This window comes from Azonexus sp. (genome assembly GCF_041909095.1).
GTDB lineage: Bacteria > Pseudomonadota > Gammaproteobacteria > Burkholderiales > Rhodocyclaceae > Azonexus.
The window spans coordinates 80,368-103,084 of record NZ_JAYREB010000008.1 but is presented as its reverse complement, the minus strand read 5'-3'; the positions used below and the strand labels follow the sequence as shown (position 1 = coordinate 103,084).

The following is a 22,717-nucleotide window of genomic DNA, read 5'->3' as shown; positions in this document are numbered from 1 at the left end:
TACATGCCACAACAGGCAAACGAGATCGCGCTGCTGCGCGAGGAACTGGAAATGCTGATGGGCGAACGCCAGGCGCTGTTGCGCGTGGTTGGCGCCAGCGCTGCGCTGATCGCCTCGCTCGACAGCAAGCGCCTGCCGGTGGCTGCGGTCGAGGCGGCCGATGTCGTCGCCACCAGCATCAACGGCTTGAGCGAGGAAACCCTGCAGGATGCGCTGTCGGCGGTACATGCCGAAATCGAGGAGGACTCGGCCGGCGCATGAGCATCGACCTGGAAAGCCTGCGCCGCAGCCTGCTGACGAACCCGCCGGTGGGCGAGGCGGTGGTCGAGGACGGCGCGACGAACGCCAATCTGACGCCGGCTGCCGTGCTTTTTCCGATCGTCCGGCGCGCCGCCGGTCATACCGTGCTGCTCACGCAGCGTACCGCCCATCTGCGCGATCACGCTGGCCAGGTCAGCTTTCCCGGCGGCCGGGTCGAGGCGGTCGACGCTTCGCCGCTGGCAACCGCGCTGCGCGAAACCGAGGAGGAGATCGGCCTCGCCCGGCGTCACATCGAGGTCCTCGGCTACCTGCCGGAGTACCGCACCGGCACGGGGTTCTGCGTCGTGCCGGTGGTCGCCGCGGTGACCCCGCCCTTCGACCTGACGCCCGATCCTTTCGAGGTCGCCGATATTTTTGAAGTACCGCTCGCCTTCCTGCTCGACCATGCCAACCACCAGCGGCATTCGGTGCATCTGCGCGGCGCGCTGCGCCATTACTACGCCATGCCCTATGACGGACATTTCATCTGGGGAGCGACCGCCGGCATGATCCGTTCGCTGAGCGAAAGGCTTGTGGTATCTTGACTCCGATACGAAGAAACATGGCAGTTGATTGCCGCCTTGCCCCATGAGCCTCTTTTCGCTGATCGCCGTTTTCCTGATCGAGCAGTTCAAGCCGCTGGACTACCGGCGCATCGTCGCGACGCCACTCGAGGCCTGGGCCGATTTCATCGAGTCGCGCTTCAACGCCGGCGCCCGCCACCATGGCATCGGCGCCTGGCTGCTCGCAGTCGCCCTGCCGGTGGTGCTGCTGGCCGGACTCTATTACGCGTGCTACGCGCTGAGTCCGCTGCTCGCCTGGCTGCTCAACGTCGGTGTGCTTTACCTGACGATGGGCTTTCGCCAGTTCAGCCACCATTACACCGAGATTCAACTGGCCTTGCGCCTTGGCGATCTCGAACGGGCCCGCCAGTTGCTCGGCGAATGGCAGGACCGGCCGACGCAGGGCCTGAGCGCGCGCGAGGTGGCACGGCTGTCGATCGAGGGCGCGCTGGCCGCCTCGCATCGCCATGTCTTTGCCGTTCTGCTCTGGTTTGTCCTGTTGCCGGGGCCGTGCGGCGCGCTGCTTTACCGGTTGGCGCTGATCGTGCGCGAGCGTTGGACAGTGCTTGGCGGCGCGGCGCATAATGAGTTCGTCACATTCGCCAGGCAGGCTTTCGCCCTGATCGACTGGTTGCCGTTGCGGACGACGGCGTCGGCCTTCGCCGTGGTCGGCGATTTCGAGGATGCCGTGCATTGCTGGCGGACGCAGCCGGCGCTGTGGCCGGACCGCGATCTCGGCATCGTGCTGGCGAGCGGCGCCGGGGCGCTCGGTGTGCAACTGGGTGGCTCGGTGGTGGACGAAGGCGAAGTTTCCGACCGGGCCGAGCTCGGCCTGGGCGAACCGGCCGACGTCGATTTCATGCAGAGTGCCGTTGGCTTGGTCTGGCGAGCGACGGTGTTGTGGGTGTTGTTGCTCTTTTTGTTGGGGCTGGCCAATCTGGCGGGCTGATAATAATTTTCACAAGGAGTCTTACATGAGCAGAGAAGTTGTTGTCCTGAGCGCAGTCCGCTCCCCGATTGGTGCCTTCGGCGGTTCCCTGGCCGACTTTGAAAGCACCGAACTGGCCAGCATCGTGATGAAGGAAGCGATCGCCCGTTCCGGTGTCGATCCGCTGGCGATCAACTACGTCACCGTCGGCACCACGATGCCGACCGATTCCCGTTATGCCTACGTTTCCCGCGTTGCCTCGATCCAGGCCGGTCTGTCGATGGATTCCGTCGCCATGCAGGTTTCCCGCCTGTGCGCTTCCGGCCTGCAAGGCATCGTCACCACGGCCCAGAACATCATGCTGAACGATGCCGACTATGGCATCGGCGGTGGCGTCGAAGTCATGTCGAAGGCCGCCTACCTGTTGCCGGCGCTGCGTTCTGGCGCGCGCATGGGCGACACCAAGGCGGTTGATTCGATGGTTGCCGTCCTCACCGACCCGTTCGGCGTCGGCCACATGGGCATCACCGCCGAGAACCTGGCGGAAAAGCACGGCTTCACCCGCGAGCAGCAGGATGAATTCGCCGTCGAATCGCAGCGTCGCGCCGCCGCCGCCATCGATGCCGGCTACTTCAAGTCGCAGATCCTGCCGATCGTCAAGCAGACGCGCAAGGGCGAAGTCGTTTTCGATACCGACGAGCATCCGAAGCGTGGCACGACGATGGAAAGCCTGGCCAAGATGAAGCCGGCGTTCAAGAAGGACGGTACCGTTACCGCCGGTAACGCTTCCGGCATCAACGACGGCGCCGCCTTCATGGTGCTGGCCGCTGCCGATGTTGCCGCCAGGTCCGGCCACAAGGCAATGGCCCGCATCGCCGGCTATGCCGTCGCTGGCGTGCCGAATGACGTGATGGGCGAAGGCCCGATCCCGGCGACCAAGCTGGCGCTCAAGAAGGCCGGCCTGACGCTCGACCAGATGGACGTCATCGAATCGAACGAAGCCTTTGCCTCCCAGGCGCTGACCGTGGCCAAGTGCCTTGGTCTCGATCCCGCCAAGACCAACCCGAACGGCGGTGCCATCGCTCTCGGCCACCCGGTCGGCTGTACCGGTGCTTTCATCGCCACCAAGGCGCTTTACGAACTCGAGCGCATCGGCGGCAAGTACGCGCTGGTGACGATGTGCATCGGTGGCGGCCAGGGTATTGCGGTGATTTTCGAACGCGCCTGACGCAAGCAGGTTCCAGCCTGAAAATCGCCGGCAGTTGCCGGCGATTTTTTTTTGCACCACCATGAATTGATACGGCACCAGATTGGGGCGGTAGTTTCTGCGGCCTTTTGCCAACTCACTGATTCGATGCCATTTTGGGGCGTGGCATGGATTCTGCTGAAAGATCTGCGAGAGCATCCTCAGTGACGAGTCCAAAATGAACTTCTATAACGAGATGTATGACGCCAACGGCGGCGTCCGGGAGCACTACAAGGGATACGAGAGCTGGCTGCGGGAGACGCCGCCCGAGCGCATCGAGCGCAAGCGGGCCGAAGCCGACCTGGCCTTCCACCGCGTCGGCATCACCTTCGCCGTCTATGGCGAGGAAGCCGGCAAGGAACGCCTGATTCCCTTCGACATCATTCCGCGCATCATCCCGGCAGCGGAGTGGAAGGCGCTGGAGCGCGGCATGCGCCAGCGGGTGCGGGCGCTCAACATGTTCCTGTGGGATATCTATCACGACCAGGAAATCCTCAAGGCCGGCAAGATTCCCGCCGAGCAGGTGCTGAACAACGCCCAGTACCGTGCCGTGATGCAGGGCGTCGACGTGCCGGGCGGCATCTACGCGCACATCGCTGGCGTCGACGTGGTGCGTGCCGGCGCCGGCGAGTTCTACGTGCTGGAGGACAACCTGCGCGTGCCGTCGGGCGTCTCCTACATGCTCGAAGACCGCAAGATGATGATGCGGCTCTTCCCCGAACTCTTTGCCCGGCACAAGGTGGCGCCGGTGCAGCACTACCCGGACATGCTGCTGGAAAAGCTGCGCGCCGTCGCGCCGCAGGGCATCGCCGACCCGACCGTCGTCGTGCTGACCCCGGGCGCCTACAACAGCGCCTATTTCGAACACAGCTTCCTGGCTCAGCAGATGGGCGTCGAACTGGTCGAGGGGCGCGACCTCTTCGTCAAGAATGACACGGTGTACATGCGCACGACGCAGGGGCCGCAACGCGTCGATGTGATCTACCGCCGGATCGACGACGACTTCCTCGATCCGCTCGCCTTCCGTGCCGATTCGGCGCTCGGCGTGCCGGGCATCCTGAAGGCCTACCAGGCCGGCAACGTCACCTTGTCGAACGCGATCGGCACCGGCGTCGCCGACGACAAGTCGATCTACCCCTACGTGCCGGAGATGATCCGCTTCTACCTTGGCGAGGAGCCGAGGCTGAACAACGTGCCGACCTACATGTGCCGCAAGAAGGACGATCTCGCCTACGTGCTCGACCACCTGGCCGAACTGGTGGTCAAGGAAGTGCATGGCGCCGGCGGCTACGGCATGCTGGTCGGTCCGGCCTCGAGCAAGGAACAGATCGAGAAGTTCCGCCAGTTGCTGCTCGCCAAGCCGGATGGTTACATCGCCCAGCCGACGCTGGCGCTGTCCAATTGCCCGACTTTCGTCGAAGAAGGCATCGCACCGCGCCACCTCGACCTGCGCCCCTTCGTGCTGTCCTCGGGCAAGTGCGTCAATATGGTGCCCGGCGGCCTGACCCGGGTCGCGCTGACCAGGGGCTCGCTCGTCGTCAATTCGTCGCAGGGCGGCGGCACCAAGGATACCTGGGTTCTGGAGGATGAATCATGCTGAGCCGTACCGCCGATCACCTGTTCTGGATGTCGCGCTACATCGAGCGCGCCGAGAACCTCGCCCGCCTGCTCGACGTGACCTGGCAGATGTCGCTGGTGCCGCAGTCCGAAGGCGCAACCAACCAGAGCTGGGCCGCGATCATCGCCCTGAACAGCCTGGAGGAAGCCTACGCCGCCAAGTACGACACGGTCACCGGCGAGAACGTGCTGCGCTTCATGGTCAGCGATCCCGACAATTTCTCGTCAATCCACAGCTGCCTGCGCATGGCGCGTGAGAATGCCCACGCCGTGCGCGGCACGCTGACCACGGAAATGTGGGAGACGATGAACGCCACCTGGCTGGAAGCCCGCGAAAAGAGCTTCGAGCAGATCGCCAACGCCGGCATCGGCGAGTTCTTCGAGTGGGTCAAGATGCGTTCCTCGCTGTCGCGCGGCACCACGCTGGGCACGCTCTTGCAGGACGAAGCCTTCCACTTCATCCGCCTCGGCACGCTGCTCGAGCGCGCCGACAACACGGCGCGCATCCTCGACGTCAAGTACCACGTGCTGCGCCCGCACGGCGAGGAGGAAGAAGCGACCGATTTCTACCAGTGGGGCGCGCTGCTCCGCTCGGTGTCCGGTTTCGAGGTCTATCGCAAGGTTTACCGCGATGTCATCACGCCGGAGCGGGTTGCCGAACTGCTCATCCTCAACAGCGACATGCCGCGCTCCTTGCGCTTCTGCCTCAATGGTGTGGTCAAGAATCTGGAGCTGGTCGCCAACAGCCATTCCGGCGAGACCCTGCGTCAGGCCGGCCAGCTCTACTCGCAGCTGCGCTACGGCCGCATCGATGACCTGCTGGAAGCCGGCCTGCACGAGTGGCTGACCGACTTCATGGACCGCATCTACCTGATCGGCAATGGCATCAGCAAGGACTTTCTGGTGCCGATGGCCGAGGCGGCCTGAACCTCAGGCGGCGGGCAGTGGCGCGAAGCCGGCGAGCGTGCTTGCCGCCTTGTGCGCCTGTTCGACCAGACGGCGCAGGGCGCTGAAACCGCCGAGCAACTCCTCCATTGTCGCGATCGGCAGCCGGCCGCTGGCGCCGGCTTCGAGCAGGCCGGCCTTCAGGGCGTGGTAGGCGAGTTCGAAATCGGGCAGGGCGTTTTCCGCCAGCTGCGGCTGGCCTGAGGGTTGCGGGTCGAGTTGTTCCAGCAGTTGCCGTGCCTGCGCCGCCAGGTCGCGCATCGCTTCGGCCTGACCGGCGTCGACACCTGATGGCAGGGCATGGATGGCGGCAATCTCGGCGCACAGTTCGTGGCAGGTGTCGTAGTAGCGATGAACGCGCAGCAGCGCCGCCAGGTTGCGTGCCGTATCGGCCGGCATTGGGTGGCGATTGACCTCGGTGACGAAATCGACAATGGCGCGCGCCAGCGCCGGGAAGGGATCGAGCGCCGGCCAGGCGGGGGCGCCGTCGCCATCTGCCGGCGTGCTGCGCTGGCGCGCCAGTTCGAGGACGATGTTGCCCAGGCGCGAGACTTCGCGCTGCAGCGCGTCGACCGCCAGCGCCGGTACCGCGCCGACGTTGCGGTCGATGTAGCGGGGGCGGCCGATTTCTTCCTCGCGCGTCCGGAAGCGGGTTTCCAGATAACGGCTGAGGCGTTCGGTGAGCGGCCACATCAGGATCACGCCGAGCAGGTTGAAGACGCTGTGGAAGAGCGCCAGCGTCACTGCCGGCTGGGCGCCCAGTTCGAGCAGCTCGCGCAGGCGGCCGATCAGGGCGAGCAGCAGCGGCAGGGCGAGCAGGGCGACGACGGCGGTGAGCAGGTTGAACAGCACATGCGCCAGCGCCGCCCGGCGGGCGTTCGGGGTGGCGCCGATCGACGCCAGCAACGCTGTCGCCGTGGTGCCGATGTTGGCGCCGATCACCGCGCCGGCGGCCTCACTCAGCGGCAGGACGCCGGCTTCGGCCAGGGTCAGGACGATCGCCAGGGTGGCGGCCGAAGCCTGCATCATCGCGGTCAGCACGGCGCCGGCGAGGACGAAGGCGAGGATCGACCAGAGGCCGTGACCGGATAACTGGCTGAGATCGATGGCGTTGCCGCCGGCGGCGAAAGCCTGTTGCAGGAAACCGATGCCGAGGAAGAGCACGCCGAAGCCGGCCAGCGCATTGCCGATCGCGCCGCGCCGTGTCTCCTGGCCAGACAGACGAAGCAGGACGCCGACGCCGATCAGCGGCAGCGCCGCCGCCTCCAGCTTGAGCTTGAAACCGATCACGGCGACCAGCCAGCCGGTGAAGGTGGTGCCGACGTTGGCGCCGAAGAAGACCCACAGCGACTGGCCGAGCGGCAGCAGGCCGGCATTGACGAAACCGATCGCCGCCACCGTGATGGCACTCGACGACTGCACCAGCGCCGTCGCCACGATGCCGAACAGCAGGCCGCGCAGGCGGGTCGCCGTCCACCGGTGGAGGAGGCCGGAGAGCGAGGGGCCGACCGCCAGCTTGAGGCCGTCGGTCATCATCGTCATGCCGAGCAGGAAAAGGCCGACGCCGCCAAGCATCGCCGCCAGATTGATTCCTTCCATAACTGCCCCTACGGTTTTCTGGCAGCCAGATTGCGGTCTGCGGCCGCCGTCGTCAAGCGCCGCTCAGCGCTCGAGCATCGCCAGCGCCAGGGCTTCCGCCACCTTGATCCCGTCCACGCCGGCCGACAGGATGCCGCCGGCGTAACCAGCGCCTTCGCCGGCCGGGTAAAGGCCGCGCGTGTTGATGCTCTGGTAGTCGTCGCCGCGCTTGATGCGGATCGGCGATGAGGTGCGTGTTTCGACTCCGGTGAGCAGCGCATCGGCCATCGCGAAGCCCTTGATCTGCCGGTCGAAGGCGGGAATCGCCTCGCGCAGCGCGTCGATCACGAAAGCCGGCGCGCACTGGGCGAGGTCGGTCAGGTGCACGCCCGGCTGGTACGACGGTTCGACGCTGCCCAGCGCGGTCGACGGGCGGCCAGCGAGGAAATCGCCGACCCGCTGCGCCGGTGCGTCGTAACTGCTGCCGCCAGCGATGAAGGCCTGGCTTTCCCAGTGGCGCTGGAAGTCGATGCCGGCCAGCGGGTTCTGCCGGTAGTCGGCGGGGAAGTCCTCGGGCTTGACATTGACCACCAGCGCCGAGTTGGCGTTGCGTTCGGCACGCGAATACTGGCTCATGCCGTTGGTGACGACGCGCCCCGGTTCCGAGGTGGCGGCGACCACCTGGCCGCCCGGGCACATGCAGAAGCTGTAGGCGGCGCGGCCGTTGGCGCAGTGGTGCACCAGTTTGTAGTCGGCGGCGCCGAGCAGTTCGTTGCCGGCGTTGGGGCCGAAACGGGCCTTGTCGATCAGCGTCTGCGGATGCTCGATGCGGAAACCGATGGCGAAGGGCTTGGCTTCGACATAGACGCCCTCGGCGTGCAGCATCTCGAAAGTGTCGCGGGCGCTGTGGCCGATCGCCAGCACGACGTGGCGGCTGGCGATGCGCTCGCCGCCGGCCAGTTCGACGCCGGTGACCTGGCGGTGCTCGGTCAGCAGGCGTTCGACGCGGGCGCCGAAGCGGATTTCGCCGCCCAGTTCGCGGATCGTCGCGCGCATGTTCTCGACCATCTTGACCAGACGGAAGGTGCCGATGTGCGGCTTGCTCAGGTAGAGGATCTCTTCCGGCGCGCCGGCCTTGACGAACTCGGTCATCACCTTGCGGCCAAGGAAGCGCGGGTCCTTGATCTGGCTGTACAGCTTGCCGTCGGAGAAGGTGCCGGCGCCGCCCTCGCCAAACTGGACGTTGGATTCCGGGTCGAGCTGGTGCTTGCGCCACAATCCCCAGGTGTCCTTGGTGCGCTCGCGCACCGCCTTGCCGCGCTCCAGCAGGATCGGCCGGAAGCCCATCTGCGCCAGCACCAGCCCGGCCATCAGGCCGCAGGGGCCCATGCCGATGATCACCGGGCGTTCGCTTAGCCCCGCGGGGGCGCGGGCGACGAAGTGGTAATCCATGTCCGGTGCCGGCACGACATGGCGGTCGCCGGCCAGGCGGGCGGCGACGGCGGCCTCGTCGCGCAGCGCGACGTCGATCTGGTAGATCAAGACGATCGCCGACTTCTTGCGCGCGTCATGGCTGCGCTTGACGATGTGGAAATCGACCAGCTCGTCGTCGGCGATGCCCAGGCGGGCGCACAGCGCCGGGCGCAGTGCCGCCGGCGGATGGTCGAGCGGCAGTTTGAGTTCGGTCAGGCGGAGCATGGTTTCAGCGCGTCTTGAACGGCTTGTGGCAGTCCTGACAACTGGCGTAGGCCGCGTCGTAGGCGGCCTGGATGCGCGCCTGGTCCTTGCTCCGGGCGGCGGCCAGGAGTTCGTCGGTGGCCTTCAGGAAGCCGTCGCGTTGGCGCGCGAAGCGTTCCGGTTCCTGCCAGACCAGCGGCGTCGCCTTGGTCGGCGGGTAATTGGTGTCGGGACCGAAATGCGCCCAGGGGCCGTCGCGCTTCTCGTGCAGGGCGGTGGCCAGACGCAGGAACTTCTCTTCCTCGTAGCGTTTCCCGCGCAGCATCACGCCCATCGGTTCGAAGACCTTGATCATTTCCTTGAACGCGGTTTGCCGGGTCTTCACCGGCTGGCCGGGGCGGGTGTCTTCGGGCTCGCCGCAGGCGCCGAGAAGGGTGGCCGAACACAGGGCGAGGAGAGCGATTCTGCCGATTTTCTGCATGTTCTTCCTGAACGGGGTTTGAAGCGAAGGGCGGATTATAACCGCCCCTCCTGCCAGCCCCGGGGTCACAGCATGCCGCGCTCGCGGATGAAGGCGATGATCGTCGCCAGTCCCTCGCCGGTCTTCAGGTTGCTGAATACGAAGGGGCGTTCGCCACGCTGCGCCTTCGCATCCTGCGCCATCACGTCGAGCGAGGCGCCGACCATGGGCGCGAGGTCGATCTTGTTGATCACCAGCAGGTCGGACTTGGTGATGCCGGGACCGCCCTTGCGCGGAATCTTCTCGCCGGCGGCGACGTCGATGACGTAGATGGTGAGGTCGGAGAGCTCCGGCGAGAAAGTCGCCGCCAGGTTGTCGCCGCCCGATTCGACGAGGATCAGCTCGACGCCGGGGAAGGCGCGCTGCAGCCGGTCGACCGCTTCGAGGTTGATCGAGGCGTCTTCGCGGATGGCGGTGTGCGGGCAGCCGCCGGTCTCGACGCCGATGATCCGCTCGGGCGCCAGCGCCGAATGATTGACCAGGAACTTGGCGTCCTCGGCGGTGTAGATGTCGTTGGTGACCACGGCCATGTCGATCTGCTCGCGCAGGGCCTGGCACAGCGCCAGGGTCAGGGCGGTCTTGCCGGAACCGACGGGGCCGCCGATCCCTACTCTAAGGGCTTGTTTGCTCATGTTTTACGATCTGAAGAGACGGGAATACTGGGTTTCGTGGCGGGCGGAAGCAATCGCGAAGGCCGGCGTGAAGTTCGACCAGGCAGCTTCCGGCAGCGTCAGCGCTGCTTCGGCGATCGCCGGCAGGCGGGCACCGAGATCGGCGAGCAGGCGCTGGCCGGCAGCCTGGCCGAGCGGTACCGCTTTCAGCGCGGCCATCACCTGGTTTTCCGCCCAGGCCCACAGGTAGGCGGTCAGCGCTGCCGCCGGGGCCAGCTTCCAGGCGGCGGCGATGCCGGCCCAGACGGTGGGGAAGGCGACTTCGGGCTGCGCTTCGACGACGCTGCCGACACCGGCCAGCGACTCGTCGCGCAGGTCGCGCAGCAGGCGGCGCAGCGAAAAACCCATCTGCGCCGTTTCGGCGCGCAGCTCGGCGCTTTCGCGGCTGGCCAGGAATTCTGCGTCGAGGCGCTGTACTTCCGCCATGTCGCCGGCGTCCCAGGCGGCGATCAGCGCCGCCACCAGCGGCGCCTCGTAGCGGCCGATGCCATGCGCCAGCAGGTCGCCGAGCCAGCGCCCGGCGCTGGCCTCGTTGCCGACGACGCCGGATTCGACCGCCCATTCGAGCCCCTGCGAATAAGTGTAGGCGCCTACCGGCAAGGCCGGGCTGGCGAGTTGCAGCAGGCGGGCGAGTTGTAACGAAGGCAGGGCGGGCGACATGGCGGCATTGTCTCCCGGCGGCGGCCGCCGGCCAATACGCAGTTGTGCGCAGGCGGCGCGCCGTTCAGCGCAGGCAGACCAGGGCAGCGTTGTGGAAGGAAGGAATGCCCAGTTCGGCGTCGCTGGCGATTTCGCCCAGCGACAGTGCGCCGAGTTGCGGCGAGGCACCGGACTTGCATTGCAGTTCCGCCAGTTCGAGGCCGGCATCGGCGGCAAAATGCAGGCGCCGGCCGGCGCAGTAGAAGGTGAGCAGCGGGCTGGCCGTCTGGTCGAGCTGGGCGGCGAGGCGATCGGTACAGGTGCTGGCGGCGAGCGAGGGCGCGCGCAGCAGGCGCAGCATCGAATCGGGCGGCACCTCGCCGACGCAGAAGATCGAACCGTCGGCGTTGAAAGCGACCGGGATGCGGACCAGAATTTCCAGCGAGCTGACCAGGCCAAAGGGGTAGTGCACTGCGTAGTCGTAGAAGTTCTCATGCGTCAGGGCAATGCCGTAATCGTCGGCGATCACCTGCTGATAGACGGCCATCGCCGGTTTGCCGTCGATGCGGTCGATCCGGTTGCCCTGCGTCGAGGTTGCGCGCATCAGCGATTTGGCCACCGGGTAGCCGTGTTCGACGCAGATCGTCTGCGTTGCCGGCAGGATGAAGCCCAAGACCCCTAAACCGAGCAGGCGTTCGCCGTCGAACAGGCAGGGCATGGGCTGGAAGCTTTCGCTGCCGGCGCAGACGCCGCTGTAGTGGAAACGCTGCCCAAGCCCGGCGAAAAGATGGGTGAGCAGCGTGTTGGTGTTGGGCTGCATGCTGTCGAAAACCAGGAACAGGGACTGCGTTTCCCGGCTGGCCGGCTCGTCCGCCGGCAGGGCGGCGGCGATTCGGGCGGCGGCCGTTGCCGGGTCACCGTCCAGATCATCGATCAGGAAATGGGATTTTGCCGTGGGCAGGGGGTGCAGCACGATGCCATCGCTGGCGAAGTGCTCACCGTCGATCAGCGCCGGAAAGATCGCGCCGAGCAGCGCGATCCGGCGGGCGGCGCACAGTGTCTGCAAGGCGCCGACGTGATGGGTGCCGGCCTCCGGCAACAGGGCGAAGAGCAGGGTTTCGGGGGCGGCTTGTTGCAGGCGGTCCAGCCAGCCGGCGATCTTGTCCGGGTCGAATTGCTGGAAAAAGCAGGGACTCATCGGTTGCGGCTCCGCGGGATTTGGATCTCTTCCCGGCCTCGGATCGGGTCGGGTCTTGCCGGAGATTGTACCCTCGCCGCGCCGCTCTGCCGTTGTCGCGCTTCGCCGGGCTGGCGACGCTGCTCGCCGCGAATTGCCCGATGCCTGGAAAAAATTGAACCGAAAATTCTAAGTCATTGTTTATGCGTTGCTATGCGGCAAATTGCCGCATAGCCTGGTGCGACAATTTGTCACTTCTCCTGGCCGGAACCTTTCTCCAGAATCCGCGTCGCGCTGCGTTGGCGCAGTTTGTTCGAGTGACCCGAGTGGCCCGCCAAGAGGCCTGCGGGTCCGGGTAACCGGAGGGGGTTTGCCGATGTCCTTGTTTTTCCCGCAGGGCCGGGGGGCGCCGGGCGGGCTGCAGTCCGCCGGTGGCGTGGGCTCCGCCATTCTGGTGCACGGTATCCTGTTTGCCTTGATCGCCTTCGGGGCGACACAGGGCGAGCGTATTGTCGAGGCGGCGAAGCCGATCGCCGTGCGCCTGCTCAACGAGGCGGCGCCGACGCCGCCGCAACCCTTGCCGCCGGCACCACCCAAGGTGACGCGGCGCACCGTCAAGCAAATCGAACAGCCAGTGCTGGCCGCCGCGCCGGCGCCCGCTGCGACCAGTAATTTCGTCGTCGCCGAGCAGCCGGTCGCCACCCCGGCACCGGTCGAGGCGCCGCCGGCACCGGCCGCGCCGGCTCTGGTCGAGGCCCGTTTCGACGCCGATTACCTGTCCAACCCGAAACCGCCGTACCCGGCCGCGTCGCGCCGCCTGGGCGAGACCGGCACCGTGCATCTGCGCGTCCATGTCAGCGCCAGCGGCGAGGCGATCAAGGTCCAGCTCAAGAAGAGCAGCGGCTTCGAGCGCCTCGACAACTCAGCGCTGGAAACCGTCGCCCGCTGGCGCTTCGTTCCCGCCCGTCGGGGCGACGAGCCTGTCGCCGCCTGGGTCGTCGTACCAATCGTATTTGAGCTTTCTTGACGAAAAGGAGTCCTCGATGGGGATCATGCATTTCTGGAATCAGGGCGACTGGGTGACCCACGGTATCGCCATCCTGCTGGCGATATTGTCGGTCCTCAGCTGGATGATCATCGGCAGCCGTTTCTTTGCCCAGTTGCGCGTCAACCGCAGCATCGAGCGTGCCTTCGATGCCTTCTGGGACGCGCCCAACCTGGCCAGCGGCGTTACCATCATCCGCGATCAGGACAAGAGCGGCATCTTCGCCGGCATGGCGCAGACCGCGGCGCAGGTGATGGAAGCGCACGAGCGGCGCCAGGGGCAGAGCATCGGCAGCGGCGTGTCGCACAGCGAAACGCTGACCCGGGCGCTGCGCAACTACATGGTGCATGCCCAGGCGCGCAACGAATCGGGGCTCACCCTGCTTGCCTCGGTCGGCTCGACGGCGCCCTTCATCGGCCTGTTCGGTACCGTCTGGGGCATCTACCACGCGCTGGTCGGCCTTTCCGGCGCCACCCAGGTGGTGCTCGACAAGGTCGCCGGCCCGGTCGGCGAAGCGCTGATCATGACTGCTGCCGGCCTCTTCGTGGCGATTCCGGCGGTGCTCGCCTACAACGCGCTGAACCGCGCCAACCGCCTGGTCACCGCTTATCTCGACGGCTTCGCCCACGACCTGCACGCCTACCTGACCACCGGCACCCGCATCACGCTGGCGCGGGCGGCCTGAGGAGCGCGCGATGTCCTTCGGTTCCTTCAACGAGGGCGGCAACGCCCCGATGGCCGACATCAACACCACCCCGCTGGTCGACGTCATGCTCGTCCTGCTGGTCATCTTCATCATCACCGCGCCGCTCTTCCACCAGGCGATCCCGATCGACCTGCCGCGCGTCAGCTCGACCAAGCTCGACGACAAGCCCGAGGTCATCCAGCTGGCGATCAACGCCGACGGCATCGCCTACTGGAACGGCGAGGCGGTGCACCGCAACGCGCTCGACGCCCGCTTCGCCGAAGCCAGCGCCCGCGAGCCCGAACTGCACCTGCGCGCCGACCGCGAGGCGCGCTACGAAGCCGTTGCCGACGTGATGGCGGCGGCGCAGCGCAACGGCATCGTCAAGATCGCCTTCGTCACGCAGCTGTCGGGCGAGGCGCGCTGACGCCAAAATCCATTCACATAAAACACACCAGGGGGTAGTTCATGAAATCCAGGCCAAGCCTGCTCGCCGTCGCCGTGGCGACTGCTTTCGTTCAACCCGCGTTCGGCGCCGATGACGGCGACCGCGTCCTGTCGCCGGTCAAGGCGCAGGCAGCGCGCGAGGTCGAAGTCCAGTCGCGCACCGAACTCGGCCGCTTGACCGAATACACGCCGCTCGCCGGCAGCGTCGTTGAGCGCGAGGAACTGGAGACGGTGCGCTTCGTCGACTCCTTCCACGAGCTGCTGCCGCGGGTGCCCGGCGTCAGCATGAGTCGCAACATGCGCTTCACCGATGGCGGCAAGAACTACACCGAGAACCGCATCGACGGCATGCGCGCCCGCAATACCGGCACCTACGGTTTCGTGGACCAGGTTAACTCGGGCGACATCGAGCGCATCGAGTTCATCCGCGGGCCCGGTTCGGTACTGAGCGGCAGCAATGCGATCGGCGGGACGATCAACGTGATCACTCGCGATCCTCCGGCCAAACGGGAATTCCAGGTCAGCGGCGAAGCCTTCGAGGACGGCGGCTACCGCACCGGCCTGAGCGGCGGCGACCGCCTCAGCGACAGCCTCGGCTATTTCTTCAACATCAACCAGCTGGACCATGACGGCTGGCGCGACCATACCGACCAGAAGAAAACCTCGCTCAGCACCAAGTGGGTCTGGCGCCCGGACAGCAGCTCCAAGCTGGCGCTGCGCTACGAATACATCGACGACGACTACCAGAGCGCCGGTTCGCTCGACGAAGCGCAGTTCCACGATAACTGGCGGCAGGCCGAGCCGGGCAGCTACCTGCGCACCGCGGTCAAGTATTCGACGCCGTCGCTGCACTACCGCAAGATGTTCGGCGATGTCGGCGAACTGAACCTCTACGGCCAGCAGCGTCACACCGATCAGACGGCACGCTCGTCAGGGTTTACCGGCGGTGGCTCGACACTCGGCGATACCGAGTCGTACGAGACCAACATCCAGTTGATGTACAAGCACAACTTCTCGCTGGCCAAGACCTCGCTCACCGGCGGCTTCGACTATCTGGACACGGCCAGCGACAGCAAGAAATTCAACGATCTCAGCCCGAAAAGCTTTCATTTCTCGCGCGGGGCGCTGACTGCGCATTCCAAATCCTACGAAAAGAACAAGTCACCCTTCCTGCAGGTCGAGTTCTCGCCGCTCGATCCGCTGCGTCTGACAGTGGGCGTGCGGCGCGACGACATCAGTTACCGGGTCGACGACAAGTTCAACAACAACAAGGACGGCAGCACCAGCTACCAGAAGACGGTGCGCAAGTTCGGCGCCGTCTATGAAATCTCGCCGCGCGCCCTGATCTGGGCGAACGTCGCCGAGGGCTTCATGGGGCCGGGCGTCAGCACCCTGCTCGGCAGCGGCACGCCGACCCCGGCGACACCAGCGGCGGCCTGGGCGTCACGCTACATACCGGCCAACATGGACCTGAAGCCGGAAGAGTCGATGACCCACGAAATCGGCGTCCGTGGCAGCTTCGATTTCGGCCTCAAGTACGATACCGGCTACTACGAGACCGACTTCGAGAACCTGATCGTTTCCCAGGCCTGCATCCAGAACGTCGACTTCTGCCGCACGCGCAACGTCAATGCCGCCAAGGCCAGCGCTCACGGCTTCGAGACGGCGCTCTCCTACGACATCAACCAGTACCTGGAAATCGGCCTCTCGCACACCTATGCCCGTTACCGCTACGCCGACTACCAGACGGCGACGGCGGATTATTCCGGGAAGAAGCGCTACTACACGCCGCGCAACCACTACAACCTGCGCGTCGTGGTCAAGCCGGCTGCCGGCTGGCGGGTCGAGCTGGAAGGCGACTACATCGACAGTTATTACACCAACCAGGCCAATACCGACCGTTACAGCCGCCCCGACCTCTACAACCTGCGCGCCAGCTACAGCGCCAAGTCGTGGAGCGCCTGGCTGCACGTCCTCAACCTGACGGATACCAAGTTCGGGGAACGCGTTGGCTCCAGCGACGCCGGTGTGCGCAATTCCTTCGACGCCGGCTACTCGCCGCGTCTGGTGCGGGTCGGTGTTTCCTATCAGTTCTGATGCAAAGCCGCATTTCTCTAGGTGAATTCATGTCGGAAAAGCTAATTCTGGGGGTTGCGGAGAATGTGCCGCGGGCCATCGCCGTCGCCGTATTCGGGCTGTCTTGCCAATGGGCATTGGCGCAAGGCGAAGAGCGCGTTCTGGCGCCGGTCAGAACGACCGCCGACGCCGATCTGAGCGTTCAGGAAAAATCGGCGATCGAGACCTTCAGCACGTATTCGCCGATGTCCGGGACGACGATCTCGCCCGAGGTCCTGGACACGGTGAAGTTCGTCGATCCCCGGCGCGAGCTGCTCTGGCGCGTTCCCGGGATGACCATGATCCGCAACATCCGCATTCCCGACGGGAGCAAGAGCTACACCGACAAGCGGGTCGACGGGATGCGGGTGAATACCTACAGCACCGGCAACTTCAACGCCCTCGACGAGACCAGCCCGTCGGATATCGAGCGCGTCGAAGTGATCACCGGCCCAGGGTCGGTGCTGAGCAGCAGTAACGCCTTCGGCGGAACGATCAACGTCATCACGCGCGATCCGCCGCGCGAACTGGAACGCCGGATTTCGCAGGAAGTGGGTGCGTTCGACCTCTACCGGACGGATTATGCGCAAGGCGGCGCCTTGAACAAGGATCTCGGCTATTTCTTCAACCTGAACTACATGGACAACAAGGGCTGGCGGGAGAACGACAGCGCCTCCCAAAAGAAGGGCGCCCTGAGCGGAAAACTGGTCTATCGCCCGGACGAATTCTCGAAACTGACCGCCCGTCTGGAATATCTGAACGATATTTCCCGCGATCCCGGGTCGATTTCGGAAGAGCAGTTCCACGCGGACTGGCGCGAAGGCCTGGCGACCCAGTACAAGAAGAGCGATACCACCTACGTCACGCCGTCGTTTCAATACAAACGGCGGATCGGTGATAACGGCGAGTTAAATGTCTCCGCGCTGAATCGCGTGACGACCTCGACCAGCCTCAGTGCCACCTCGGCCGCCGCGATGAGCGTGGGCGAGGGCGATACGACGGAGAACAGCATCCAGTCGATGTATCGCCACGACTTTTCGTTCGCCATGTCCACGCTCTATCTGGGCGTCGACACGACCTGGATGGACGCCAAATCCAAGAGCTTCAAGAACGCGACTTCCTATGCCCGCGCGCTGGACGGCGATTTTGCCAAGGGCGCGCTGAACACCTATACCGTAGGCAAGGAAAAACACAGCTCGCCATTCCTGCACTATGAGTTTTCCCCGGTTGACTCGCTGCGTTTGTCATTGGGGGTGCGCAAGGACGACTTCGATCTCGAGACCGACAACAAGCTGGGCGACAAGGGCGATGGCCGGAAGAGCTTTTCCAAGCTGGTCCGGAAGTTCGGTGCCACCTACGAATTCGCCGGCGGTTATGTGCTCTGGGCACGCGCCGCCGAAGGCTTTCTGGCGCCGAGCGTGAGCGACCTGCTGGGCACCGGCGGGGCCCCGAATCAAACCACGTATGTGCCGATGAACATGAGCCTCAAGCCGATCGAGTCGATGACCTACGAGCTGGGTCTGCGTGGCCAGTTGCTGGCGAAACGCCTGCGCTTCGATACGGCGTATTTCGATACCGACCTGAAAAACATGATCGTCCGCGAGGATTGCGCGCCGACCGAGCCGTGCTACCAAAGGAACGTCAATGCCGGCAAGGCCCGCCTGCACGGCCTGGAAACCTCCATTTCATTCGACGTCACGCGCTGGCTGGATACGGGGCTATCTCATACCTGGAGCATCGTCGAGTACAAGGACTACAAGACGCCGACCTACGACTATTCCGGAAATACCTGGAAAGGCGCGCCGGCGCACCACTTGAACTTGCGCGTCGGCGTCAAGCCCGTCGAAGGTCTGCGGGCGGAGCTGGAGTACGACCACATCGCTTCCTACTACCGCAACAACGAGAACGTCGGCGGCACCTACAAGCGACCGGACCTGTTCCACCTGCGCGTCGCCTACAAGACCAAAACCTGGAGCGCCTGGTTGCACGTCCTCAACCTGTTCGACAAGAAATACGCCGAGCGCGCCTGGATGACCGCCGCCGGCAAGGCGACTTACGACGAAGGCTACAAACCGCTGACCCTGCGCGCCGGCGTCAGCTACAACTTCTGACGGGAGCGAAACGTGCGCATGGTGAAAGAACTGGTTCTGTTGTCGATGCTGCTCTGCGCGGCGAGCGTGCCGGCGCAGGACACCGGCGAGCGGCGCGGACCGCCGCCTGGCGTCAGTCGCGGCGAATACGCCGGGCCGCGGCCGCCGGCCGATGCTTCCGACGAAGAAAAACGGGCCTTCTGGCAGGCGCGGGCGGCTGAGCGGCGAAAGGCCGAGGCGGCACCGGTAGCTGCGGAAGCAGCCGCGCCGGCAGCCGAAAAGGCGCCGCCAGCGGCTGATGCTCGCCCGGGCAAGCCGGCAGCCGGCGAGGCGAAGGCCGCTCGCGCCCCGGCGGTCGATCCTCATGCCGGGCACATGATGCCGATGGCCGCTCCGGTTGCAATGTCCGCCGCGCCGGCCACAGCAGCCTCCGGCCGGCCGCGCGGCATGCGCGGCGGCGCCGGCGACGGCGTGCTCTGGTTGAGCGACCAGGCGCCGCGCCGCGACGGCGGCGGGCGTCCGGGCGGCGCCCGCGGTGGCGCCCGCGGTGGCGCCAACCCGATGGCCGCGATGGGCGGCATGGACGACATGGGCATGGGCGGCGCGCCAGGACGCATCCCGAACAAGCGCCTGTGGCTGCGCAGCGGCAGCAACCCGCTGACGGCGGGCAGCGTGCCGGCGAGCGAGCCGGTGTTGCTGCTCGACGCGCAGCAGCAGGCGTCGTCCATCGACGTCGAAGCGCACGGCGGCCCCTACAACGTGACTTTCCCGATGCCCGAGCCGGGCGTCTATAACGCCTATTTCGTGCGCCGCGCGATCGACCAGGAAACCCTGGCGGTGACCGTCGCCAAGGCCGAGGTGATGCGTTCGGCTGGCCATGGCAAGGTCGAGGGCGAGGCGCAGATGATGGTGCCGCGCACCGATTCCCGGGTGCCGGTCGAAATCATCCGCGAGCGCAAGGATGGGGAAGGGCTGTTCACCCGCATCAACTACGGCGACACCATCCGCTTCCAGGTGCTGCGCGACGGCAAGCCGGTGCAGAACGCCCGCGTCAGCTTCACCAGCGGCCAGGGCTGGAGCAATAGCGTGCAGTCCGACGAGGACGGCCGCGCCAGCTTCGTCGTCATCCGCGACTATTTCCCCGAATGGCGCGAGTTCGACCGCCGCCACCGCGAGACCTTCGTCGTCAGCGCCAGCTTCCCGGTCGACCAGGCCGGCGAATGGCAAGGCACGCCGTACCGCAGCGTGCGCTACACGACGACGCTGGCCGGCGCCTACTATCCGGCGATCGAGGACTACGAGTCCTACGCCTGGGGGCTGGGCATCGCCGTCGTCGTGCTGCTTTTCTCGGGCACCGCGGTCTACCTCTACCGCCGGCGCCGCGTGCGGCCTTACCGCGAGGTGAGCTTCGATGAGTAAGCTGCGCGACGCGGTCAACAAGGTCGACCTGAAGCGTTTCCGTTTCTGGTTCCAGCTCGCCGCCTTCGTCCTCTTCGTCTATGGCGGCTACCTGGCGATCAACCTCGGCAACAGCCTGCCGATGTTCAGCTGCGGCTACATCCGCGACGGTCGCGCCGGCGTCTGCTACCTGCTGCCGCTGCAGCACCAACTGGCGCGGCCCTGGCCGCAGCTGTTCAGCTATGCCGGGATCGCCGTGCTCACCGGCTTCGGCATTTTTGCGCTGTGGTTCATCGTCCTCAACAAGGGCTGGTGCGGCTTCGTCTGCCCGCTCGGCACCTTGCAGGACTGGCTGACCAGCCTGCGCCAGAAGCTGGGCATCCGCCAGTCGGGCTATACCCACGAACAGTTCCGCCGGCTGACCTGGATCAAGTACGTGCTGCTCGCGCTGCTGCTGCTGATTCCGCTCGGCATCGGCGGCGGCCTGTGGTCGCACGAGGTTGGCGCGCCGTTCTGCCAGATCTGCCCGGGACGGATGGTGCTGCCGCTGTTCGTCGGCGACTTCTCGCAATGGACGATCGACTTCTCCAGCCCCGGCAAGATCGTGCTGACTGCGCTGGGCATGGGCATCACCGGCCTCTTCATCGTCGGTTCCTTCGTCAAGAAGCGCTTCTTCTGCTTCTTCTGCCCGATGAGCGCGCTGCATTACCTGCTTTCCAAGCCGGCGCTGCTGCGCCTGCGCAAGGACGGCAGCAAATGCACCCGCTGCGGCGACTGCTACACCGCCTGCGACATGGAAATCCGCGAGATCGCCGACGACATCGGACGCAAGGAAATCATGACCGACGACTGCACGCTGTGCATGAAGTGCGTCGCCGCCTGCCCGGAAAAGGGCGCGCTGAGGATCGATTTCGCCAACATCACCATCTTCGAATCGACCGAGGAAGGTTTCATCAAGCGCATGAACAAGGGAATCCGCAAGTGAGTGAAATCCGCGAAGTGCCGCTCAAGCCGGCGTTCAACCAGAGTCGCCAGGCGCGCGAAGCCGAGGTCATGCTCAACCACATCGTCGACGATTTCATCGACAACCCGGCGGCGATGACCTATTTCTACGACCTCTTCCGCCACGCCTTCATCGAGGGCCAGCCGCTCGACCGCGACGGGCCGGGCATCGGCACCACCTGCATCCAGGTGCCGGAAGAACTGATCTACGCCGCTGGCGGCACGCCGGTGCGCCTGTGCAACGGCGCCTACCATTACGACCAGGTCGGCGCTGACTTCATGCCGGCCAAGTCCTGCTCGCTGGTCAAGGCGACGCTCGGCCGCCTGCATTCGGAAAAGGCCGTGCCCGACGTCGGCAAGCTGGAGATGATCGTCAATCCGACGACCTGCGACCAGAAGAAGAAGGCCGCCCAGATGATGGAAGGCATGGGCTACGAGGTCTACGACATGGACCTGCCGAGCGCCAAGGACAACGAGGCGGCGCGCGAATACTGGCGGCGCGTCGTCAAGCAACTGGCGGCGCGCCTGCAGAAGGTGACCGGCAAGCGCCTGACCCGGCAGCGCCTGCGCGAGGCGATGGCCAAGACTTCGCGCGCCCAGGCCGCCTTCCGCACCCTGCACAACTTCCGCCGCAAGGCGCCGTCGCTGATCCTCGGCAAGGATGTCTTTCTCGTCACCAACGCCTATTTCTTTGACGACATCGAGCGCTGGAGCGCCGCCGTCGAAGCGCTCAACGCCGAACTCGCGCAGCGCGAGGCCGAAGCGTTCAGCGCCGTGCAGAAGAAGGCGCCGCGCATCGTGTTCACCGGTTCGCCGCCGATCTTCCCCAACGTCAAGCTGCCGCTGCTGATCGAAGAGGCGGGCGGCGTCGTCGTCGCCGACGAGACCTGCTCGGCCAACCGCATGCTCTACGACATGACGGCGGTCGACGAATGGCTGGTCAGCCACATGATCGAGAGCATCGCCGACAAGTACCTGAAGCCCTGCACCTGTCCGATCTTCACCCGCAACGACGACCGCATCCGGCGCCTGCTCGACCTCGTCTCCACCTTCAACGCCGACGGCGTCGTCTACCAGTCCTTCGCCGGTTGCCAGGTGTACGAGATGGAGCAGAAGAGCGTCGCCGACGCGCTCAACCAGGCCGGCATCCCGATGCTCTACGTCGAGACCGACTACAGCCCGGACGACATGGGGCAGTTGTCGACCCGCGTCGAAGCCTTCCTCGAATCCATCAAGACCAGAAAAAGAAAAGCACGCGCATGAATTATTTCGCAGGTATCGACATCGGCTCCACCGCCATCAAGACCGCACTGATCAATGAAGCCGGCGAGATCGTCGGCATCCACGTCACCGACTCCGGCAGCCTCTTCCACAAGAACGCCAAGGAGGCGCTGCGCGTTTTATTGGAAAAATCGGGGGTCGACCGTGAGCGTCTGAAATACCTGATCGCCACCGGCTACGGCCGCAAGCTGTTCAAGGAAGCCGACGATTCGATCTCCGAGATCACTGCCAACGCCATCGGCGCCCACGAAGCCGGCAAGGCTTTCGGCGGCGTGCGCACGATCATCAACATCGGCGGCCAGGATTCGAAGGCGATCCAGATCGACGACAGCGGCAACGTCACCAACTTCGTGATGAACGACAAATGCGCCGCCGGCACCGGCCGCTTCCTCGACGTCGCCGCGCGTAACCTCGACCTCGATCTGGAAGAGCTGGGCGACATCCACTTCACCGGCAGTGGCGCGCCGCTGTCGATCAACAGTACCTGCACCGTCTTCGCCGAATCCGAGATCATCGGCCTGCTCGCCAACGGCCACGGCAAGGCCGAGATCGTCGCCGGCATCCACTATTCGATCGCCAAGCGCACGGTGCGTCTGGCCAAGCGCGTCGGCATCGAGGACCGCGTGTACATGGACGGCGGTCCGGCGCTCAACAAGGGGCTGGTGGCGGCGATCCAGGACGAACTGCAACGCGAGCTGGTGGTGCCGGAATATCCGCAGACGACCACCGCCTACGGCGCTGCCGTGCTGGCGCGCAGCGAGTTCCTCGCCGAACAGCAGGAAGATCACTGATC

The 22,717-nt window shown here is 65.5% G+C and carries 21 protein-coding genes; 15 read left to right on the top strand and 6 right to left on the bottom strand.

Features of this window, described 5'->3' with window-relative positions; all coding sequences use genetic code 11:
- Positions 1-3: 3 nt before the first annotated feature.
- From ACE3OV_RS14465 to ACE3OV_RS14440, 6 genes are all read left to right on the top strand, one after another.
- Positions 4-261 (top strand): hypothetical protein, encoded by a 258-nt coding sequence (locus ACE3OV_RS14465; protein ID WP_374328073.1) that lies wholly within the window; start codon positions 4-6, stop codon positions 259-261.
- Positions 258-845, top strand: coding sequence for a CoA pyrophosphatase (locus ACE3OV_RS14460; protein ID WP_374328072.1), 588 nt, complete (start codon positions 258-260; stop codon positions 843-845). The genes ACE3OV_RS14465 and ACE3OV_RS14460 overlap by 4 nt, the downstream gene beginning before the upstream one ends.
- Positions 846-888: 43 nt before the next feature.
- The gene (locus ACE3OV_RS14455; protein WP_374328070.1) at positions 889-1,812 is read left to right on the top strand and encodes a CobD/CbiB family protein; all 924 of its coding nucleotides are present in this window, start codon (positions 889-891) and stop codon (positions 1,810-1,812) included.
- A gap of 25 nt (positions 1,813-1,837) precedes the next feature.
- The gene (locus tag ACE3OV_RS14450; protein ID WP_374328069.1) at positions 1,838-3,019 is read left to right on the top strand and encodes an acetyl-CoA C-acyltransferase family protein; all 1,182 of its coding nucleotides are present in this window, start codon (positions 1,838-1,840) and stop codon (positions 3,017-3,019) included.
- 196 nt (positions 3,020-3,215) lie between these two features.
- Positions 3,216-4,637: a circularly permuted type 2 ATP-grasp protein gene (locus tag ACE3OV_RS14445; RefSeq protein ID WP_374328068.1), complete on the top strand. Its 1,422-nt coding sequence runs from the start codon at positions 3,216-3,218 to the stop codon at positions 4,635-4,637.
- A complete protein-coding gene (locus tag ACE3OV_RS14440; RefSeq protein ID WP_374328067.1) occupies positions 4,631-5,581 on the top strand; it encodes an alpha-E domain-containing protein in 951 nt (316 codons plus the stop codon). The genes ACE3OV_RS14445 and ACE3OV_RS14440 overlap by 7 nt, the downstream gene beginning before the upstream one ends.
- 3 nt (positions 5,582-5,584) lie before the next feature.
- Here ACE3OV_RS14440 and ACE3OV_RS14435 read toward each other — a convergent pair whose 3' ends face one another.
- The 6 genes from ACE3OV_RS14435 to ACE3OV_RS14410 all read right to left on the bottom strand — a co-directional run bounded on the left by ACE3OV_RS14435 (position 5,585) and on the right by ACE3OV_RS14410 (position 11,882).
- Positions 5,585-7,198 (bottom strand): Na/Pi cotransporter family protein, encoded by a 1,614-nt coding sequence (locus tag ACE3OV_RS14435; RefSeq protein WP_374328066.1) that lies wholly within the window; start codon positions 7,196-7,198, stop codon positions 5,585-5,587.
- 63 nt (positions 7,199-7,261) lie between these two features.
- Positions 7,262-8,875, bottom strand: coding sequence for an NAD(P)/FAD-dependent oxidoreductase (locus ACE3OV_RS14430; RefSeq protein WP_374328065.1), 1,614 nt, complete (start codon positions 8,873-8,875; stop codon positions 7,262-7,264).
- A 4-nt stretch (positions 8,876-8,879) separates the two neighbouring features.
- Positions 8,880-9,335 carry a cytochrome c gene (locus tag ACE3OV_RS14425; protein WP_374328064.1) on the bottom strand — a complete coding sequence of 152 codons (456 nt, stop codon included), beginning with the start codon at positions 9,333-9,335 and terminating at the stop codon, positions 8,880-8,882.
- A gap of 65 nt (positions 9,336-9,400) precedes the next feature.
- Positions 9,401-10,006: an urease accessory protein UreG gene (gene ureG, locus ACE3OV_RS14420; protein WP_374328063.1), complete on the bottom strand. Its 606-nt coding sequence runs from the start codon at positions 10,004-10,006 to the stop codon at positions 9,401-9,403.
- Between the two features lie 3 nt (positions 10,007-10,009).
- The gene (locus ACE3OV_RS14415) at positions 10,010-10,705 is read right to left on the bottom strand and encodes an urease accessory protein UreF (protein ID WP_374328062.1); all 696 of its coding nucleotides are present in this window, start codon (positions 10,703-10,705) and stop codon (positions 10,010-10,012) included.
- A 64-nt stretch (positions 10,706-10,769) separates the two neighbouring features.
- Positions 10,770-11,882 (bottom strand): FIST signal transduction protein, encoded by a 1,113-nt coding sequence (locus ACE3OV_RS14410; protein WP_374328061.1) that lies wholly within the window; start codon positions 11,880-11,882, stop codon positions 10,770-10,772.
- A gap of 355 nt (positions 11,883-12,237) precedes the next feature.
- On the opposite strand from ACE3OV_RS14410, the gene ACE3OV_RS14405 reads away from it, so the two are divergent.
- The 9 genes from ACE3OV_RS14405 to ACE3OV_RS14365 are packed head-to-tail and all read left to right on the top strand — an operon-like array spanning position 12,238 to position 22,715.
- Complete coding sequence (locus tag ACE3OV_RS14405; protein ID WP_374328060.1) at positions 12,238-12,888, top strand: energy transducer TonB; 651 nt, start codon at positions 12,238-12,240, stop codon at positions 12,886-12,888.
- A 25-nt stretch (positions 12,889-12,913) separates the two neighbouring features.
- Positions 12,914-13,591: a MotA/TolQ/ExbB proton channel family protein gene (locus ACE3OV_RS14400; RefSeq protein ID WP_374328059.1), complete on the top strand. Its 678-nt coding sequence runs from the start codon at positions 12,914-12,916 to the stop codon at positions 13,589-13,591.
- Between the two features lie 10 nt (positions 13,592-13,601).
- Positions 13,602-14,018 (top strand): ExbD/TolR family protein, encoded by a 417-nt coding sequence (locus ACE3OV_RS14395; protein ID WP_374328058.1) that lies wholly within the window; start codon positions 13,602-13,604, stop codon positions 14,016-14,018.
- Between the two features lie 41 nt (positions 14,019-14,059).
- On the top strand, positions 14,060-16,135 hold the full coding sequence (locus ACE3OV_RS14390) for a TonB-dependent receptor (RefSeq protein WP_374328057.1): 2,076 nt from the start codon (positions 14,060-14,062) through the stop codon (positions 16,133-16,135).
- 29 nt (positions 16,136-16,164) lie between these two features.
- Complete coding sequence (locus ACE3OV_RS14385; RefSeq protein ID WP_374328055.1) at positions 16,165-18,264, top strand: TonB-dependent receptor; 2,100 nt, start codon at positions 16,165-16,167, stop codon at positions 18,262-18,264.
- Positions 18,265-18,276: 12 nt separating this feature from the next.
- Entirely contained in the window at positions 18,277-19,662 is a 1,386-nt protein-coding gene (locus tag ACE3OV_RS14380) for a hypothetical protein (protein WP_374328054.1), read from the top strand.
- Positions 19,655-20,626, top strand: coding sequence for a 4Fe-4S binding protein (locus tag ACE3OV_RS14375; RefSeq protein WP_374328053.1), 972 nt, complete (start codon positions 19,655-19,657; stop codon positions 20,624-20,626). The genes ACE3OV_RS14380 and ACE3OV_RS14375 overlap by 8 nt, the downstream gene beginning before the upstream one ends.
- On the top strand, positions 20,623-21,906 hold the full coding sequence (locus tag ACE3OV_RS14370; RefSeq protein ID WP_374328051.1) for a double-cubane-cluster-containing anaerobic reductase: 1,284 nt from the start codon (positions 20,623-20,625) through the stop codon (positions 21,904-21,906). The genes ACE3OV_RS14375 and ACE3OV_RS14370 overlap by 4 nt, the downstream gene beginning before the upstream one ends.
- Positions 21,903-22,715 (top strand): acyl-CoA dehydratase activase, encoded by an 813-nt coding sequence (locus ACE3OV_RS14365; RefSeq protein ID WP_374328050.1) that lies wholly within the window; start codon positions 21,903-21,905, stop codon positions 22,713-22,715. Before ACE3OV_RS14370 ends, ACE3OV_RS14365 begins: the two co-directional genes overlap by 4 nt.
- The last annotated feature ends 2 nt before the right edge of the window (positions 22,716-22,717 follow it).

Coding starts and splice junctions, on each gene's coding strand:
- ACE3OV_RS14465 (WP_374328073.1), top strand. CDS start 4: ATGCCACAACAGGCAAACGAGATCGCGCTGCTGCGCGAGGAACTGGAA.
- ACE3OV_RS14460 (WP_374328072.1), top strand. CDS start 258: ATGAGCATCGACCTGGAAAGCCTGCGCCGCAGCCTGCTGACGAACCCG.
- ACE3OV_RS14455 (WP_374328070.1), top strand. CDS start 889: ATGAGCCTCTTTTCGCTGATCGCCGTTTTCCTGATCGAGCAGTTCAAG.
- ACE3OV_RS14450 (WP_374328069.1), top strand. CDS start 1,838: ATGAGCAGAGAAGTTGTTGTCCTGAGCGCAGTCCGCTCCCCGATTGGT.
- ACE3OV_RS14445 (WP_374328068.1), top strand. CDS start 3,216: ATGAACTTCTATAACGAGATGTATGACGCCAACGGCGGCGTCCGGGAG.
- ACE3OV_RS14440 (WP_374328067.1), top strand. CDS start 4,631: ATGCTGAGCCGTACCGCCGATCACCTGTTCTGGATGTCGCGCTACATC.
- ACE3OV_RS14435 (WP_374328066.1), bottom strand. CDS start 7,198: ATGGAAGGAATCAATCTGGCGGCGATGCTTGGCGGCGTCGGCCTTTTC.
- ACE3OV_RS14430 (WP_374328065.1), bottom strand. CDS start 8,875: ATGCTCCGCCTGACCGAACTCAAACTGCCGCTCGACCATCCGCCGGCG.
- ACE3OV_RS14425 (WP_374328064.1), bottom strand. CDS start 9,335: ATGCAGAAAATCGGCAGAATCGCTCTCCTCGCCCTGTGTTCGGCCACC.
- ureG (WP_374328063.1), bottom strand. CDS start 10,006: ATGAGCAAACAAGCCCTTAGAGTAGGGATCGGCGGCCCCGTCGGTTCC.
- ACE3OV_RS14415 (WP_374328062.1), bottom strand. CDS start 10,705: ATGTCGCCCGCCCTGCCTTCGTTACAACTCGCCCGCCTGCTGCAACTC.
- ACE3OV_RS14410 (WP_374328061.1), bottom strand. CDS start 11,882: ATGAGTCCCTGCTTTTTCCAGCAATTCGACCCGGACAAGATCGCCGGC.
- ACE3OV_RS14405 (WP_374328060.1), top strand. CDS start 12,238: ATGTCCTTGTTTTTCCCGCAGGGCCGGGGGGCGCCGGGCGGGCTGCAG.
- ACE3OV_RS14400 (WP_374328059.1), top strand. CDS start 12,914: ATGCATTTCTGGAATCAGGGCGACTGGGTGACCCACGGTATCGCCATC.
- ACE3OV_RS14395 (WP_374328058.1), top strand. CDS start 13,602: ATGTCCTTCGGTTCCTTCAACGAGGGCGGCAACGCCCCGATGGCCGAC.
- ACE3OV_RS14390 (WP_374328057.1), top strand. CDS start 14,060: ATGAAATCCAGGCCAAGCCTGCTCGCCGTCGCCGTGGCGACTGCTTTC.
- ACE3OV_RS14385 (WP_374328055.1), top strand. CDS start 16,165: ATGTCGGAAAAGCTAATTCTGGGGGTTGCGGAGAATGTGCCGCGGGCC.
- ACE3OV_RS14375 (WP_374328053.1), top strand. CDS start 19,655: ATGAGTAAGCTGCGCGACGCGGTCAACAAGGTCGACCTGAAGCGTTTC.
- ACE3OV_RS14365 (WP_374328050.1), top strand. CDS start 21,903: ATGAATTATTTCGCAGGTATCGACATCGGCTCCACCGCCATCAAGACC.